The sequence below is a fragment of the Streptomyces plumbidurans genome, from assembly GCF_019857225.1.
In the GTDB taxonomy this organism is placed as follows: Bacteria; Actinomycetota; Actinomycetes; order Streptomycetales; family Streptomycetaceae; genus Streptomyces; species Streptomyces plumbidurans.
The window spans coordinates 1-15402 of record NZ_JAFJSY010000021.1 but is presented as its reverse complement, the minus strand read 5'-3'; the positions used below and the strand labels follow the sequence as shown (position 1 = coordinate 15402).

Sequence of the window (15402 nt, the reverse complement as noted above, 5' to 3'; positions counted from 1 at the left end):
TCCCGGAACTCCCGAAACGCCCCGAACTCCCGGAACACGCAGGCGGCTACGCCCGACCCTCCGCCGAGGTGAGGAGCGAGAAATACGCGCCGAAGGAATCCGCGAGGCTCGCCAGCAGTTCCTTCCCCTTTTCCGCCGAACCCAGTGAAGGGCGCCCGATGACGCCCGAATCGGTATAGCCGGACATACCGAGAGTCAGCAGATGGCGCCGGTCGTCAGCGACGAAATCGGAGGTCTCGTAACCGGGCCGAAGAAATTCCGGGTGAGCATGCAGAAGGATGGAGGTCTCGATTTCTCCCGCGTGCATGTCGGTCAGCAGCGAGGTGGTCACTCCCGCCCGCTGCCGCGCCGTTTCCCAGTCCTCCACGGCAGGGAACAGCGCCATCCGCTCGCCGCGGGCGGAGGATTCCTGAACGATGTTGCCCAGTACGTAGTTCCCGCCGTGGCCGTTGACCACCACCAGGGCGTCGACGCCGGAGCGGCGGAGGGACTGTGCAATGTCACATACCACCGAGTGAAGGGTCACCGAGGAGATGCTGACGGTCCCGGGCCAGGCTGCGTGCTCGTGCGAGCAGGAGATCGTCACCGGGGGAAGGAGGTGTACCGGGTACGCCGCGGCGATCTCCCGGGCGACGGCACAGGCAACGAGCGTGTCGGTGGCCAGCGGGAGGAACGGACCGTGCTGTTCGAAGCTGCCGACGGGAAGGACCGCGACCTGCGTTGAGACACCCGCTGCCCTGGCCCGTACCTCCTCCGTAGTGTCCGCCGGCACCAGCCCGCCTGCCGCCGTACGCGCGCCCGAACCACTCATTTCTTCACGGCCTTTCGTCTCTGCTTAGGAATCAGATCATGACAGAAAAAATCGGCGTACTCGGCAAGGGGTCTTCAGAGCGCACGCAGCGCACGGGTGTGGAACGGATCGTGAATGCACCGCTGCCCACGGTGTACGGGAAATTCCGCGCCGTCGGCTACATGGATCACGATCGTGGCGACGAACAAGTGGCCCTGGTGCACGGCGACATCGGCTCCGAGGGCGTGCTCACCCGGCTGCATTCCGAGTGCCTGACCGGTGACGCGTTCGGCTCCCAGCACTGCGAGTGCGGCGATCAACTGGCCGGGGCGCTCAAGGCCGTTGTCGCCGAGGGCAGCGGAATCGTCGTCTATCTGCGCGGACATGAGGGCCGCGGCATCGGTCTGCTCGCCAAGCTGCGGGCGATGGCGCTGCAGGCGGAGGGACTCGACACCGTCGAGGCGAACCTCGCGCTCGGACTGCCGGTGGACGCCCGCGACTACGGCGTGGCGGCGAGAATCCTGCAGGACCTGGGCGTGAACTCGGTGCGCCTGCTGTCCAACAACCCGCGCAAGCGCGAGGCGCTGGTGCAGCACGGCATCGAAGTGGCCGAGACCGTACCGCTGTTGATACCGCCGTGCGAGAGCAACATCACCTATCTGCGCACCAAGCGGGAGCGGCTCGACCACGTCCTGCCGCATCTGGACGCGGTCGCGCATCTGTCCTGATCACACGCGCCCACCTCGCCGCCGGTGTCTGCAGGGGACTCACCGTCGGCGAGGTGGGCGGTGCCTCAGTTCGTGACGACATCGTGAACCAAGCGCCGCAGTTCAGGGATGACCCTCAGCGACGACTTCGGGCGTACCTGGGTCATGAACTGCACCGTCAGATCACGGGCCGGGTCGACCCAGAAGGTCGTCGTGGCGGCTCCGCTCCAGCCGTAGGTGCCCGGGCTGGTCGGCGAGGCGGTGCGCTCCGGGTCGATGACGACCGAGACGCCGAGGCCGAAGCCGACGCCGTCGTTGTTCGGTTCGTCATGGGCCGGACGGCTGCCGAAGGCGCGCAGATCGGCGCCGCCGGGCAGGTGGTTGCGGGTCATCAGGTCCACCGTCTCGGGGGCGAGCAGCCGGACGCCGTCGAGTTCGCCGCGACGGCGCAGCAACTCCATGAACCGGTGGAAGTCGTACGCGGATGCCACCATGCCGCCGCTGCCGGACAGCAGGCGGGGCCGTCCGCCGCGCAGCGGCAGCCCGGGTACCGGCTCGATGCCGCCGTCGTCGCTCTCGCCGTACAACTCGGCGAGCCTGGGCGCCTGTTCGTCGGTGACGCAGAATCCGGCGTCGGTCATGCCGAGCGGGCCGAAGATCCGCTCGGCGAAGAACGCGTCGAGGCTCTGCCCGGACACCACCTCGATCACCCGGCCGAGCACATTGGTGGAGACCGAGTAGTTCCACTGCGTGCCCGGCTCGAACTGCAGCGGCTGAGCCGCGTACACGTCGACCGTCTGCGCCAGGTCCGTGCCCGGCACCACCGACGACTCCAGGCCGGCCGCGCGGTAGAGGGCGTCGACGGGATGGCTGCGGTAGAAGGCGAAGGTCAGCCCCGAGGTGTGGGTCAGCAGATGACGGATCCGTATCGGCCCGTCGGCGGGGCGGGTGCGTACGCCGGTGCCCTCGCCGCTCTCGTACACCCGCGGGTTCGCGAAGGCCGGCAGATACCGGTCGAGCGCGTCGTCCAGCGCGAGCCGGCCCTCCTCCACCAGCATCAGCGCGGCCACCGAGGTGACCGGTTTGGTCATGGAGTAGATCCGCCACAGGGTGTCCGCCTCGACGGGCAGACCGGCCGCCACGTCGCGCAGGCCGTGGGTCGTCAAGTGCGCGACGCGTCCGCCGCGGGCCAGGGCGACCAGGAAGCCGGGCAGCCGCCCTTCGTCGACATACCGGGCGCAGGTCCGGTCGAGGCGGTCCAGCGCCTTCACGTCCAGCCCGGCCTCGTCCGGGTCGACCTCTTGTCGCAGCTGTGCCATCGCTCTCCTCCGAATGCGCTCGTCGAGGCACGTCCGGCCGTACCCCGCCCGAACGCCCTCGGAGCTCATCCTCGCTCAGGAAGCCGCGCCGGGTCCCCCTGTCGGACGTGATTGATCATTTCGACGGAACGTTCCGGCAGAGCCCGCCCCGCGACCGCTCCCGCCGCGGCCACCACGGCGAGGACGAACAGCGGCAGCGCGACGACATGCGTCGCCGTCACCGTGCCGAACCCGGACCGGGAATGCCGAGATCGGTCGTGCGGGTTGATCCGGATATGACTCAGGACACACTGTTCGACCTGCTCTCCCAAGGCCGCGGCGGGGTGCTGGTCACCCTCAAGCGGGATGGGCGGCCTCAGCTGTCGAACGTCAGCCACCACTTCTACCCGGACGAGCGCATCATCCGGATCTCGGTCACCGACGACCGGGCCAAGACCCGTAATCTGCGCCGCGATCCGCGGGCCTCGTACCACGTGTCCACGGCCGACCGCCGGGCCTACGCGGTCGCGGAGGGCACCGTCGAGCTCTCGCCCGTTGCCGAGGACCCGCACGACGACACGGTCGAGGAGCTGATCCGGCTCTACCGTGACGTCGTGGGTGAGCACCCCGACTGGGACGACTACCGTGCCGCGATGGTCCGCGATCGGCGGCTGGTGGTGCGTCTGAAGGTGGAGCGGACGTACGGGATTCCGGAGGGCGCCAACAGGGGGTGAACGGGCCCCCGGCCCCGTGTGCCCCGGCCGCCCCTGAAACCGGCCGGAGCACACGGTGATCCCTCATGATTACCGCAGTGCGCGCAATGCCTCAACGGCGCCTTTCGCGTGGAGGTTCACGAACGCCGGGGTGACGCCGAGCGGAGCGGCGTACGCCTTGAGAGTGGTGGGACCCTTGATCGTCGTGTGACGGTTGACGTCGTACCACCTGCCGGGCGGCAGATGGATGTCCCGCGTGTCCGCCGACGTCAGATTCGGCGCCGAGAGCACGGCGGGGCCGAGCATCCACTCGTCGCCGACCGTGTAACCCGCCTTGTCCTGGGGGAAGTCGAAGAACAGCGGCCGGACGATCGGGTCGCCGGTTTGCAGCGAGTGCTGCACCTGGTCCCAGATGTAGGGCGCGAGCCGCTCGTGGCGGGCGATCGCCTCGCGGTAGAGGTCGACGGTCTGCTGGTCGTAGTCCACCTTCTGGCCGGTCGTCGCGTCGATCGTGTCCACCGGTGAGGTGGAGGCGTACATCAGCGGCATGTACGACGCCGTCTGCGCCCAGCGGACCAGGACCTCCTTCGTCGGCGCGGGCTGCCCGCTGGAGCCGCCGATCATGTCGGTCTCCACGAACGGGTAGCCGATCGTGGACAGGGCGAGGTTCTGCGAGACGGCCGCCCGCAGCGAGTCCCAGCCGGTGCCCTTGTCGATCTGCCGGACGACGAAGCCCGCCTGGTGCGCGGCGCTGCCCCAGTGGACGCGTATGCCGGCGCCCTGGAGGTCGTAGGAGTCGGCGAGTTCGGAGCCCAGGCGCTGGTAGTCGGTGCGGGTGTTGCCGTCGCGGCCGGTGCAGTGGTCGTCGAAGAAGCGGGTGTCGAACTTCAGGCCGTCGACGTCGTAGGTGTCCATCAGCTTCTTGAGGTTGCCCTGATACCAGGCCTTCGCCTCGGGGTTGGCCAGGTCGACGATGCCGGCGGTGCCGTTCCACCAGCTCACCGTGCAGGGCTTGGTGGGGTCGGCGGCGTCGTGCAGCAGATAGTCGTGGTCGGCCGCGTACTGGTAGTTGGCCGAGTCCAGGTTGATCCACAGGGTGACCCAGAGGCCGAAGTCGTAGCCCATGGCGTGGATCTGGTCCGACATCGCCTTCGGGTCGGGGTAGGCCTTCGGGTCGAAGGTCATGTTCCCGTAGTTCGACTCCCACTTGTCGTCGAGCTGGATGGTGTGGCCGTCAACTTCGTTGGCGTGCAGGTCGGTTGCGTACTTGAGCAGCTTCTCCTGATTGACGTTCGTGTAGAACTGCGCCCAGGAGTTCCACAGCGGCTTCGCGTACTGCTCGTACGTCGCGTCGCTCTGGCGCGGCTTGCCGACGATGCCGATGTAGTCGCGGTAGACGTCGCGCGGCGTCGACTCGACGAAGACGGTCGCCTTGTACGTGCTCCCGGACTCCACGGTGAAGCGGCCCAGGCCGTAGCCGCCGCTGTTGAGGGCGACGTCCATGGTGTCGCCGGTGTCGACGTACAGTCCGGCCGAACTCTGCGTGTACCAGAAGGGATCGACCATCTGGTACGAGGCCGCGCTGAAGTCGTCCTGCTCGACCTGCCCGGCGTCCAGCGGCCAGGGCTGGTCGGTGTACGGGCCGCCCGAGGGGGTGGTCGTCTCGCCGTGGCCGTACCAGTGCCCCGCGCTGTGCAGGCCGTAGGTGAGGCCGAGTCGGGTGGCCTGAACGCCCTTGACGTCCCAGTCGAGCCGGTAGCGGTCGGCGCTGGGTGTCACGCGTGCCTCGACGGTGGTCCCGGCGAGGGTCGTGGCCGCCGTCAGGGTGAGCACGCCGTCGTGCCAGCGCCAGCCGGTCAGCGTGGTGGCGTGCTGCCAGGTGTCGTCGCCGGACGTGAAGCGCAGGGCGTCCGGGCCCGTCGCCAGAACGGTGTGGCCGGATCTTCTGGTGGTCAGGGCGAGTTGGCCGGTCTTCGGGACGGAGACCGAGTAGCCGGGGGAGTCGCGTGTGGCCGCTACGTCGAGCGTGACCGCGCCCGCGGACTGCTTGACGCGCGGCCCGTGCGCGGTTGCGCCGTGGGCCGTGGAGCCGTGGGCCGTCGACGGCAGGAACGTCACCGTCAGGGCGGCGGCGAGGAGACAGCCGAACTTGCGGGAAAGGTTGCGCACCACTCATGTCCTTCTGCGGGAGAGGGGGAGTCATGGGGTTGCCGTGCCGCAGTACTGTTCATTTCTGCTCGTTCCGGCCGATGTTCTTGCTGAAAACGTCATCTGTCAACGGGGGCGGGGGGCTTCGCGGAGACCTAGGGCCCGGGGTGCAGGGCGGATGGCCGATGGTCCGCGGATCACCCGCTGCCTAGGCTGCGAAGGTCGAATCCGCAGCTCGGAAAGAGAACACCATGCCCGTCAACGGCCGCAGCCACATCCGTGTCGCCCGCCCGTCCCGGGACCTCGCGGCCGCCGAGCGGTTCTGGGTGGAGGGACTCGGACTGAGCGTGGTGTGGCGGACCGAGGGCGGCACGGAACCCGGCGAGCACGACCTGCTCATGGTCGGCCGGCCCGACGCCGCCTGGCACCTGGAACTCGTCCACGAGCCCGCCCGCCCCGTCGAGCCACGCCCCACCGAGGAGGACCTCCTCGTCATCTACGTCGACGGACCGGTGCCCGAGGACCTGGTCGCCCGTCTTGAGCAGCACGGCGGCAAGCGGGTGGCCTCGCCGAACCCCTACTGGAACCGGTGGGGGGTGACGATCGAGGACCCGGACGGCTACCGGCTGGTGCTGTGCGAGCGGGGGTGGTCCAACATCCCGCTGCCGGGCACGGGTGCCTGATCTGCACAGCAGGAGACGAACCCCGGCCCCCGGAGCCGAAAGGCGTCCGGAGGCCGGGGTGTTCGCGGGGCGGTGGCGCCGCCGAGCCCTCAAGCCTTCAGGCCGACACCGTCTCTGGCTGTGACGCCTGGTGGGCGGTGTGCTCGCCCAGATGTTCCGTCTGGATCTTGTGGGTCTCGCGGGCCGAGAGGGCGGCGATCACCGGAGGGACGCACAGGGCCGCCGTGAACAGGGCCACCGAGGACCAGTCGGTGCCGTCGGGGCCCGCGATCTGCGCGGCGAACGTGACGGCGAAGCCCGCCACGGCGAAGCCGATCTGGGTGCCGATCGCCATGCCGGACAGCCGGACGCGGGTGGAGAACATCTCGCCGTAGAACGCGGGCCACACGCCGTTCGCGGCGCTGTAGTCGACTCCGAAGGTGACGATGCCCAGCAGCAGGGTCAGCGGGTAGTTGCCGGTGGAGATCGCCCACAGGTACAGGAACATCGTGATCGCGCTGCCGGCCGCGCCGATCAGGAACACGGGACGGCGGCCGATGCGGTCCGACAGGGAGGCCCACAAGGGGATCGCGGCGAGCGCCACGACGTTGGCGAGTGCGCCCACCCACAGCATCGAGGACCGGGACATGCCGACGGAGTCACTGGTGGCGTAGGCGAGGGCCCAGACCGTGAAGATCGTGGAGACCGATGCGACGAGCGCACCGCCGATCACCCGCAGCACGTCCGCCCAGTGCTCGCGCAGCAGCACCGCGAGCGGCAGCTTGACGACGCCCTCGGTGGCCGCCTGCTTTTCGAAGGCCGGTGTCTCCTCCAGCCTGCGGCGGATGACGTAGCCGACGGCGGCGACCACGACGCTCGCCCAGAACGGGATCCGCCAGCCCCACGACAGCAACTGGTCCTCGGGGAGTGCGGCGATCGGGATGAAGACCAGGGTGGCGATCAGCTGGCCGCCCTGTGTGCCGCTGAGGGTGAAGCTGGTGAAGAAGCCGCGCCGGTGCGACGGGGCGTGTTCGAGCGTCATGGAGTTCGCGCCGGCCTGCTCGCCCGCGGCCGAGACTCCTTGCAGGATGCGGCACAGCACCAGCAGCACCGGGGCCAGGGAGCCGACCTGGGCGCGGGTGGGCAGACAGCCGATCAGGAAGGTCGACAGGCCCATCAGCAGCAGCGTGAAGACCATGATCTTCTTGCGGCCCGTCCGGTCGCCGAAGTGCCCGAGGAAGAGCGCGCCGACAGGCCGGGCCGCGTAGGCGACACCGAATGTGGCCAGCGAGAGCAGGGTCGCGGTGGCGGGGTCGGACTCGTCGAAGAAGACCTTGGGGAAGATCAGCGCGGCCGCGCTGCCGTAGATGAAGAAGTCGTAGTACTCCAGAGCGCTGCCGATCCAGGCGGCGGCTGCCGCCTTCTTCGGCTGCCCGACGGCTTCGGCGGGGACGGACACGGGCGTGCTCCTTCGAGAAAGCTCCAACGTAGGCGGAGTGAGCGGAAGCGGGGAACGGGAGGCGAAGAGCGGAAGGGGGAGCGAAGAGCAGAGGCAGAGGGTTGTCGGGGGGGCCGGGTCGCGGCCTAATTAACCCACTGGATAGTTAGTCCCGATGGGTAGGGATGGTGCTTCGCCGTTTCCCACGTGTCAAGGGGTGCCGTCGTGCGACCTCAGCCGGCGGCCCGCTCCGCCGTCAGGTAGGCGATCACCATGTCGCCGAGCATGGCGCGGTAGTGCTCGCGCTGGGCCGGGTCCACCAGGTCGCGGCCGAACAGGGCGCCGAAGGTGTGCCGGTTGGCGACCCGGAAGAAGCAGAACGAGCTGATCATCGCGTGCAGGTCGACCGCGTCGACGTCGGCCGTGAACAGACCGGACTCCTGTCCGGTGGCCAGGATGCGGCGGATCACGTCGAGCGCGGGGGAGCCGATCTTGCCGAGCTTCTCGGAGCCGGCGATGTGCGCGGCGTCGTGGATGTTCTCGATGCTGACCAGGCGGATGAAGTCCGGGTGCTGCTCGTGGTGATCGAAGGTCAGCTCCGCCAGCCGTCGGATCGCCGCGACCGGGTCCAGGTGCTCGACGTCCAGCTCCTGCTCGGCCTCGCGGATCACGCCGTAGGCCCGCTCCAGTACGGCCGTGAAGAGCTGCTCCTTGCCGCCGAAGTAGTAGTAGATCATCCGCTTCGTGGTGCGGGTGCGGGCGGCGATCTCGTCGACCCGGGCGCCGTCGTAGCCGGCCCGTGCGAACTCCTGTGTCGCCACGTCCAGGATCTCGGCCTGGGTGCGGGCGGCGTCGCGGATCCGTCCGTTGGGTCGTGCCGGTTCGTCGACGCTGGTCATCGGGTTCCTTAGGGAGTACGGCCAGTGCCGCAGATTGTAGAAGGCGGGGCGGGGGTTCCCAGCGGGCAGTGCGGCTGATATAGCTAACGTACTGGTTCGTACATTAGAGCTCCGCTCGGACTCAGACTCATGCTCATGCTCAGACACAGGCTCAGACACGTGCTCACGCTCAGACACAGGCTCAGGAGGTCCGTGTGGCCAAGGACTCGTTTCTCGTCGGACTGATCGGCTCCGGCATCGGCCCGTCGCTCAGCCCGGCGCTGCACGAGCGGGAGGCGGACCGGCAGGGTCTGCGCTACGTGTACCGCCTCATCGACATCGACGTCCTCGGTCTGCCTCCGCAGGCGGTGGGCGACCTGGTGCGGGCCGCGCGCGACCTGGGCTTCGACGGGCTGAACATCACCCACCCCTGCAAACAGCTCGTGATCGAGCATCTGGACGCGCTGGCCCCACAGGCCGAGGCGCTGGGTGCGGTGAACACGGTCGTCTTCGAGAACGGCCGCGCGACCGGGCACAACACGGACGTCACCGGCTTCGCGGCGTCGTTCGCGCGCGGGCTGCCGGACGCTTCGCTGGAGCGGGTGGTGCAGCTCGGCGCGGGCGGGGCGGGGGCGGCTGTCGCTCACGCGACGCTCAATCTCGGGGCGGAGAGGGTGACTGTCGTCGATGCGGTGGTGGAGCGGGCGGTGTCCTTGGCCGGTCAGCTGAACCGGCACTTCGGGATGGGGCGGGCTGCCGCGGGCTCGCCGGACGAGCTGGCGGGGTTGTTGTCGTCCGCCGATGGGCTGGTGCACGCGACGCCCACGGGGATGGCCGCGCATCCTGGAGTGCCGTTTCCCGCGGGGCTTTTGAGGGCCGAGTTGTGGGTTGCCGAGGTGGTGTACCGGCCGTTGGAGACGGAGTTGGTGCGGGCCGCTCGGGCTGGGGGGTGTGCCGTGCTGGACGGGGGTGGGATGGCTGTCTTTCAGGCTGCTGACGCGTTTCGGTTGTTCACGGGGTGTGAGCCGGATGTTTCGCGGATGTTGGCGGACATCGGTGAGTTGGCCGGGGCGGCGGAGAGTTCGGTCCAGTAGGTCGGGGGCGACTGCGGGTTGGCCGTGTTGAGCGCGCAGTTCCCCGCGCCCCTGAAGTCTTTGCAGCCAGGCAGTTGGAAGGAGTGCGCCATGCGTACGTCTATCGCCACCGTTTCGCTCAGTGGGTCCCTCACCGAGAAGCTGACCGCTGCCTCGCGGGCCGGGTTCGACGGGGTGGAGATCTTTGAGAACGACCTGCTCGCAAGTCGGCTCGCTCCCGAGGAGGTTCGGGAGCGGTGCGCGGATCTCGGGTTGAGTATTGATCTCTACCAGCCGATGCGGGACATGGAGGCGGTGCCCGAGGAGGAGTTCGGGCGGAACCTGCGGCGGGCGCGGCACAAGTTCGAGGTGATGCGGCGGCTGGGAGCCGACACCGTTCTTGTCTGTTCCAGCGTGCATCCGGCGGCCGTCGACGACGACGCGCTCGCCGCCCGGCAGCTGAGCCAACTGGCCGACCTGGCATCGGAGTTCGGGATCCGGATCGCCTACGAGGCGCTCGCCTGGGGGCGGCACGTCAGTACGTACGACCATGCCTGGCACATCGTGGAGACGGCGGACCACCCAGCGCTGGGCACCTGTCTCGACAGCTTCCACATCCTTTCCCGGGGGTCCGATCCCAAGGCCATCGAGGACATCCCGGGCGAGAAGATCTTCTTTCTGCAGCTCGCGGACGCCCCGCTGCTCGCGATGGACGTCCTGCAGTGGAGCCGGCATTACCGCTGCTTCCCGGGGCAGGGCGGGTTCGACGTCGCCGGGCTCGTGCGGCATGTGCTGCGGGCGGGGTATGACGGGCCGCTCTCGCTGGAGGTGTTCAACGACGTCTTCCGGCAGGCGGAGGCCGGTCCGGCGGCCGTGGACGCCCACCGGTCGCTGCTGGTGCTCCAGGAGTCGGTGGGGCCGGTCGAACTGCCCGGTCCTGTCGTCCCCAGCGGTGTCGCCTTCGCCGAGCTGGTGACGCCCGATGCCGAGCCGGTCTGCGAGGTGCTCGGTGCGCTGGGCTTCGCCCGCATCGCGCGCCACCGCAGCAAGCCGGTCGATCTGTGGCAGCAGGGCGAGGCACGCATCCTCGTCAACACCGGACCGGCCGTACGCCGCGAAGGCACCGGGCTCGCGGCGATCGGCCTGGAGTCACCTGACCCTGCCGGTGCCGCCCGACGCGCCGAGGCCCTGCTGGCACCGGTGCTGCCGCGCAGGCGCGCCGCGGACGACGCGCCGCTGGACGCCGTGGCGGCCCCCGACGGCACGGAACTGTTCTTCTGCGCCACCGGACGGCCCGGACTCCCGGACTGGCGCGCCGACTTCGAGGACGTCGCGCACAACGCCACGGAGCCCGGTGCGCACATCTCCACCAAGCCCTGTGTGAGAGGGATCGACCATCTCGCCCTCGTCCAGCCGTGGCACCAGTTCGACGAGGCCGCCCTCTTCCACCGAAGCGTCCTCGGGCTGTTGGCGCAGGAGAGCGTGGACGTCGCCGATCCGTACGGGCTGCTGCGCAGCAGGGCGGTCACCAACGCCGACGGGAGCGTGCGGATCGCTCTGTCCGTCGGGGCGGCACCGAGCGACGACACGGTGCACGCCCAGCACATCGCTCTCGCCACGGACGACGTGGTGGCCGCGGCCCGCCGCTTCCTCGCCGCGGGCGGGCGGCTGCTGCAGATCCCCATGAACTACTACGACGACCTGGCCGCCAGGTTCGAGTTCGCGGACGGAGAGCTGGAGACGTATCGCGAGCTCGGCATCCTCTACGACCGTGACGCGCACGGGGAGTTCCGGCACTGCTACACCCGTACCGTCGGTCGAGTCTTCTTCGAGCTGGTCCAGCGCGACGGCGGTTATCGCGGCTACGGTGCGCAGAACGCGCCCGTGCGGCTGGCCGCCCAGCACCTCACTGGCGGCTGACGGTCCGGGTCACGCCGGTGACGACCGTCGTGGCGAGGATCCAGCCGGTGATGATCAGGGCGTAGGAGAGGTACTGGTACCAGCCGTCCGGTGCGAACGCGTCCTCCTGGCCGAAGGAGATCACCGGCAGCAGCAGGTCGAGGGTGTAGAAGACCGGGTTGAAGTGCGGGGCCTCCGACGCCTTGAGCGCGTGCGGATGGTGCAGCGCGTAGGCGATCGAGCCGACGGCCAGCAGTGAGAGCAGCCAGACGGCGGCGCGCAGCGGGCGGAAGCCGTAGCCGACGGTGGCGTCCTGGACGTAGCCCCAGATGCGGCCGTACCAGGAGCGGGTGGTGCGCAGCCTGCGCTGCTTGGCGAGTTGGACGAGCCGGGCGGCGTCGTCGTCGCCGATGCGGCGGTAGGAGGCGGCCAACTGCTCGTAGGAGTACGGGACATAGCCTTCGCGGTCGCGCTCCAGCATGGGCAGGCGGTGTTCGGCCGGCGCGTGTGGGGTGAGCGAGGTGTAGACCAGGTCGCTCAGGAGCACCTCGGCGGGCAGCACCTCCGGCTCCAGGAACAGGACGTCGATCTGGGCGCGGCGCAGATTGAGGATGCCCTGCATGGGAGGGCTCTTGCGCAGCCACAGTTCCCCGAGGGTGCAGCTGCTCGCGCGCAGCGCCGTGTCCCCGGGGTTCGACAGCCGCGCGTGGGACAGTTCGAGGCGGCCCTCGACACGGGCGCCGCGCAGGCCGATCCAGCCCTGGCTGCGCACGTGCCGCATGAGGACGTCACCGTGCACCGTCAGGGTCTCCGCGTCGAGAGCGGGGCCGCCCGGACTGCTGAGCCGTGCGTCGTTGAGCCTGAGGGACCCCGCGACCTCGGCACTGTTCAGACGCACCTCGCCGTCTGCCTGCAGCCCGGGTGCCCACAGATCGTCGCCGACGCTCACGTGGTTGAGATGGAGCGCGCCGTCCCAGCCGTCCGAGGCGGAGAACCGGGCCCCGTCCAGGAACAGCGCACCCGAGATGTGCGCCCCGCCCAGCCGCACCGTTCCCCCGAAGCGGCAGCCCGTCAGCCGCAAAACACCGTCCACCTGCACGGTGGCCGCGACCAGCCCCGGCAGCACCGAGTCGCTCAGGTTGAGCTGCCGGAACCGGGCGCCGTACAGCTGCGGCACCTCGTCGAAGTGGCAGTGGCTCAGCCGGACGGCGAACTCCGTTGTCCCGTACCGCAGATCGAGTACGCCGGTGACGCGCGCCCCGGAGAGTTTGAGCGCCGATATCTCGCCCGGTTCCTGGGGCCCGTTCAGCAGCAGGGCGCGCACCACGGTTGCCCGGATGGTGCGTTCGGGTCCCCAGTGCGCGCCCTGCGCGACGTCCTCGTCGTCCTCGGCGCGGAAGTCGACCGCCGCCCCCGTCGCGAACGCCCGCCACACCTGCTGCTCGGCCGGCGTCAGTTCGTTGATCTCCACAAGCCGGGAACTCTAGTGCCACGACTGCGCGTGCCGCCCGTGTGTTCCGAAGCGCCCTACGGCCGCGTGTTCCACTCCGCGATCACCGGGCGGTCGTGTTCGGTCGACAGGCGGCTGACGGTGGCCGTGGCGAGTTGGAAGAGGCGGCCGTCCGACGGGGGCAGGCCGAGGCGGCGGGCGGTCAGGACGCGCAGGAAGTGGCCGTGGGCCACGAGGATCACGTCGCCGTCGGGCAGGGCCCGGGCCACGCGGGACAGGATGCGGTCGGCGCGCCGGCCGATCTCGTCCGGCGACTCGCCCGGGTGCCCCTCGGGGCCGGGCGGCACCCCGTCGGTCCACAGGTCCCAGCCGGGGCGGGTGCGATGGATCTCGACGGATGTGACGCCCTCGTAGCCGCCGTAGTCCCACTCGTGCAGATCGGGGTCGGCGACGGTGCCCGTGAGGCCCGCGAGTTCGGCGGTGCGTAGCGCGCGGCCGAGCGGGCTGGTCAGGGCGAGTGCGTAGGTCCGCTGCGAGAGGAGTGGAGCGAGCGACTTGGCCTGCTGCTCACCGCGCTCGGTCAGGGGCAGGTCGGTCCAGCTGGTGTGCTGTCCCGACACGCTCCACTCCGTCTCGCCGTGGCGGACCAGGAGAAGGTCCCCCACGGTGGGCCTACTTCTTCGACTCGACGGCGTGCCCGCCGAACTGGTTGCGCAGCGCCGCGACCATCTTCATCTGCGGGGAGTCGTCCTGCCGCGAGGAGAACCGCGCGAAGAGGGAGGCGGTGATCGTGGGCAGCGGGACGGCGTTGTCGATGGCCGCCTCGACGGTCCAGCGGCCCTCGCCGGAGTCCTGCGCGAAGCCCTTCAGCTTGTCCAGGTGCTCGTCCTGGTCCAGGGCGTTGACCGCGAGGTCCAGCAGCCAGGAGCGGATAACGGTGCCGTCCTGCCAGGAGCGGAAGACCTCACGGACGCTGTCCACCGAGTCGATCTTCTCCAGCAGCTCCCAGCCCTCGGCATACGCCTGCATCATGGCGTACTCGATGCCGTTGTGGACCATCTTGGAGAAGTGCCCGGCGCCGACCTTGCCCGCGTGGACATAGCCGTACGGGCCCTCCGGCTTGAGCGCCTCGAAGATCGGCTGGAGCCGCTCGACGTGCTCCTTCTCGCCGCCGACCATGAGCGCGTAGCCGTTCTGCAGACCCCACACACCGCCGGAGACACCGGCGTCGACGAAGCCGATGTCCTTGGCGCCCAGCTCGGAGGCGTGCTTCTCGTCGTCCGTCCAGCGGGAGTTGCCGCCGTCGACGACCGTGTCGCCGGGGGACAGCAGGGTGCCCAGCTCGTCGACGACCGACTGGGTGGCGGGGCCCGCGGGCACCATCACCCAGACCACGCGCGGGGCTTCGAGCTTGTCGACCAGCTCGGCCAGGCTCGCCGCGTCGGAGAGGTCGGGGTTGCGGTCGTAGCCGATGACGGTGTGGCCGGCGCGGCGGAGGCGCTCGCGCATGTTGCCGCCCATCTTGCCGAGCCCGATGAGTCCGATCTGCATGGTCAGTTCACTTCCTTGAGCTCGCGGTACGCGGCCACGAGAGCGCGGGTGGAGGGGTCGAGACCGGGGACTTCCGTGCCCTCGGTCAGGGCGGGTTCGACGCGCTTGGCGAGCACCTTGCCGAGCTCGACGCCCCACTGGTCGAAGGAGTCGATGTTCCAGACGGCGCCCTGCACGAACACCTTGTGCTCGTACAGCGCGATCAGCTGCCCGAGGACCGACGGGGTCAGCTCACGCGCCAGGATCGTCGTCGTCGGGTGGTTGCCCAGGAAGGTGCGGTGCGGCACCTGCTCCTCGGGAACGCCCTCCGCGCGCACCTCCTCGGCGGTCTTGCCGAAGGCGAGCGCCTGCCCCTGAGCGAACAGGTTCGCCATCAACAGGTCGTGCTGCGCCTTGAGTTCGTCGCTCAGCTCGTCCGCCGGGCGGGCGAAGCCGATCAGGTCGGCGGGGATCAGCCGGGTGCCCTGGTGGATCAACTGGTAGTAGGCGTGCTGGCCGTTGGTGCCGGGCGTGCCCCACACCACCGGTCCTGTCTCCCAGCCCACCACTTGGCCGTCGCGGTCCACCGACTTGCCGTTGGACTCCATGTCCAACTGCTGCAGATAGGCGGTGAACTTCGACAGATAGTGGCTGTACGGCAGCACGGCATGCGTCTCGGCGCCGAAGAAGTTGCCGTACCAGATGCCCAACAGGCCCAGGATCAGCGGGGCGTTGGCTTCGGCGGGCGCGTTCTTGAAGTGCTCGTCGACGATGCGGAACCCGTCGAGCATCTCCCGGAAGCGGTCCGGGCCGATG

At 69.5% G+C, this 15402-nt stretch carries 14 protein-coding genes; 5 read left to right on the top strand and 9 right to left on the bottom strand.

What is annotated here, in order from left to right; genetic code table 11:
- Positions 1–46: 46 nt before the first annotated feature.
- On the bottom strand, positions 47–811 hold the full coding sequence (locus JYK17_RS16370) for a creatininase family protein (protein ID WP_108006130.1): 765 nt from the start codon (positions 809–811) through the stop codon (positions 47–49).
- A gap of 38 nt (positions 812–849) precedes the next feature.
- On the opposite strand from JYK17_RS16370, the gene ribA reads away from it, so the two are divergent.
- Positions 850–1518, top strand: coding sequence for a GTP cyclohydrolase II (ribA, locus tag JYK17_RS16365; RefSeq protein ID WP_222810626.1), 669 nt, complete (start codon positions 850–852; stop codon positions 1516–1518).
- Between the two features lie 65 nt (positions 1519–1583).
- Here the strand turns inward: ribA and JYK17_RS16360 are convergent, their stop codons facing one another.
- Positions 1584–2816: a serine hydrolase domain-containing protein gene (locus tag JYK17_RS16360; RefSeq protein ID WP_222810625.1), complete on the bottom strand. Its 1233-nt coding sequence runs from the start codon at positions 2814–2816 to the stop codon at positions 1584–1586.
- Between the two features lie 275 nt (positions 2817–3091).
- On the opposite strand from JYK17_RS16360, the gene JYK17_RS16355 reads away from it, so the two are divergent.
- A complete protein-coding gene (locus JYK17_RS16355) occupies positions 3092–3529 on the top strand; it encodes a PPOX class F420-dependent oxidoreductase (RefSeq protein WP_234548257.1) in 438 nt (145 codons plus the stop codon).
- A gap of 69 nt (positions 3530–3598) precedes the next feature.
- Here the strand turns inward: JYK17_RS16355 and JYK17_RS16350 are convergent, their stop codons facing one another.
- Complete coding sequence (locus tag JYK17_RS16350; protein ID WP_222810624.1) at positions 3599–5677, bottom strand: glycoside hydrolase family 31 protein; 2079 nt, start codon at positions 5675–5677, stop codon at positions 3599–3601.
- Between the two features lie 230 nt (positions 5678–5907).
- On the opposite strand from JYK17_RS16350, the gene JYK17_RS16345 reads away from it, so the two are divergent.
- Positions 5908–6339, top strand: a complete 432-nt coding sequence (locus JYK17_RS16345) for a VOC family protein (RefSeq protein ID WP_128801425.1) — start codon at positions 5908–5910, stop codon at positions 6337–6339.
- Between the two features lie 97 nt (positions 6340–6436).
- Here JYK17_RS16345 and JYK17_RS16340 read toward each other — a convergent pair whose 3' ends face one another.
- Together JYK17_RS16340 and JYK17_RS16335 are read right to left on the bottom strand one after the other, a co-directional pair.
- Positions 6437–7777 carry an MFS transporter gene (locus JYK17_RS16340; RefSeq protein ID WP_222810623.1) on the bottom strand — a complete coding sequence of 447 codons (1341 nt, stop codon included), beginning with the start codon at positions 7775–7777 and terminating at the stop codon, positions 6437–6439.
- A 212-nt stretch (positions 7778–7989) separates the two neighbouring features.
- The gene (locus JYK17_RS16335; RefSeq protein WP_108006116.1) at positions 7990–8655 is read right to left on the bottom strand and encodes a TetR/AcrR family transcriptional regulator; all 666 of its coding nucleotides are present in this window, start codon (positions 8653–8655) and stop codon (positions 7990–7992) included.
- Positions 8656–8849: 194 nt separating this feature from the next.
- Between JYK17_RS16335 and JYK17_RS16330 the strand changes: the two genes are divergently transcribed.
- Together JYK17_RS16330 and JYK17_RS16325 are read left to right on the top strand one after the other, a co-directional pair.
- A complete protein-coding gene (locus tag JYK17_RS16330) occupies positions 8850–9728 on the top strand; it encodes a shikimate dehydrogenase (protein ID WP_222810622.1) in 879 nt (292 codons plus the stop codon).
- Positions 9729–9818: 90 nt separating this feature from the next.
- Positions 9819–11627 carry a bifunctional sugar phosphate isomerase/epimerase/4-hydroxyphenylpyruvate dioxygenase family protein gene (locus JYK17_RS16325; protein ID WP_108006112.1) on the top strand — a complete coding sequence of 603 codons (1809 nt, stop codon included), beginning with the start codon at positions 9819–9821 and terminating at the stop codon, positions 11625–11627.
- Here the strand turns inward: JYK17_RS16325 and JYK17_RS16320 are convergent.
- The 4 genes from JYK17_RS16320 to JYK17_RS16305 form a co-directional block, all read right to left on the bottom strand.
- Positions 11614–13077 carry a pentapeptide repeat-containing protein gene (locus JYK17_RS16320; RefSeq protein WP_108006110.1) on the bottom strand — a complete coding sequence of 488 codons (1464 nt, stop codon included), beginning with the start codon at positions 13075–13077 and terminating at the stop codon, positions 11614–11616. The two genes, JYK17_RS16325 and JYK17_RS16320, sit on opposite strands and share 14 nt — an antisense overlap.
- A gap of 56 nt (positions 13078–13133) precedes the next feature.
- The gene (locus JYK17_RS16315; RefSeq protein WP_108006108.1) at positions 13134–13721 is read right to left on the bottom strand and encodes a histidine phosphatase family protein; all 588 of its coding nucleotides are present in this window, start codon (positions 13719–13721) and stop codon (positions 13134–13136) included.
- Positions 13722–13728: 7 nt separating this feature from the next.
- On the bottom strand, positions 13729–14607 hold the full coding sequence (gnd, locus tag JYK17_RS16310) for a phosphogluconate dehydrogenase (NAD(+)-dependent, decarboxylating) (RefSeq protein WP_108006106.1): 879 nt from the start codon (positions 14605–14607) through the stop codon (positions 13729–13731).
- 2 nt (positions 14608–14609) lie between these two features.
- Positions 14610–15402: phosphoglucose isomerase-related protein (locus JYK17_RS16305; RefSeq protein ID WP_504739975.1), on the bottom strand; the 793-nt coding region annotated here is incomplete at its 5' end.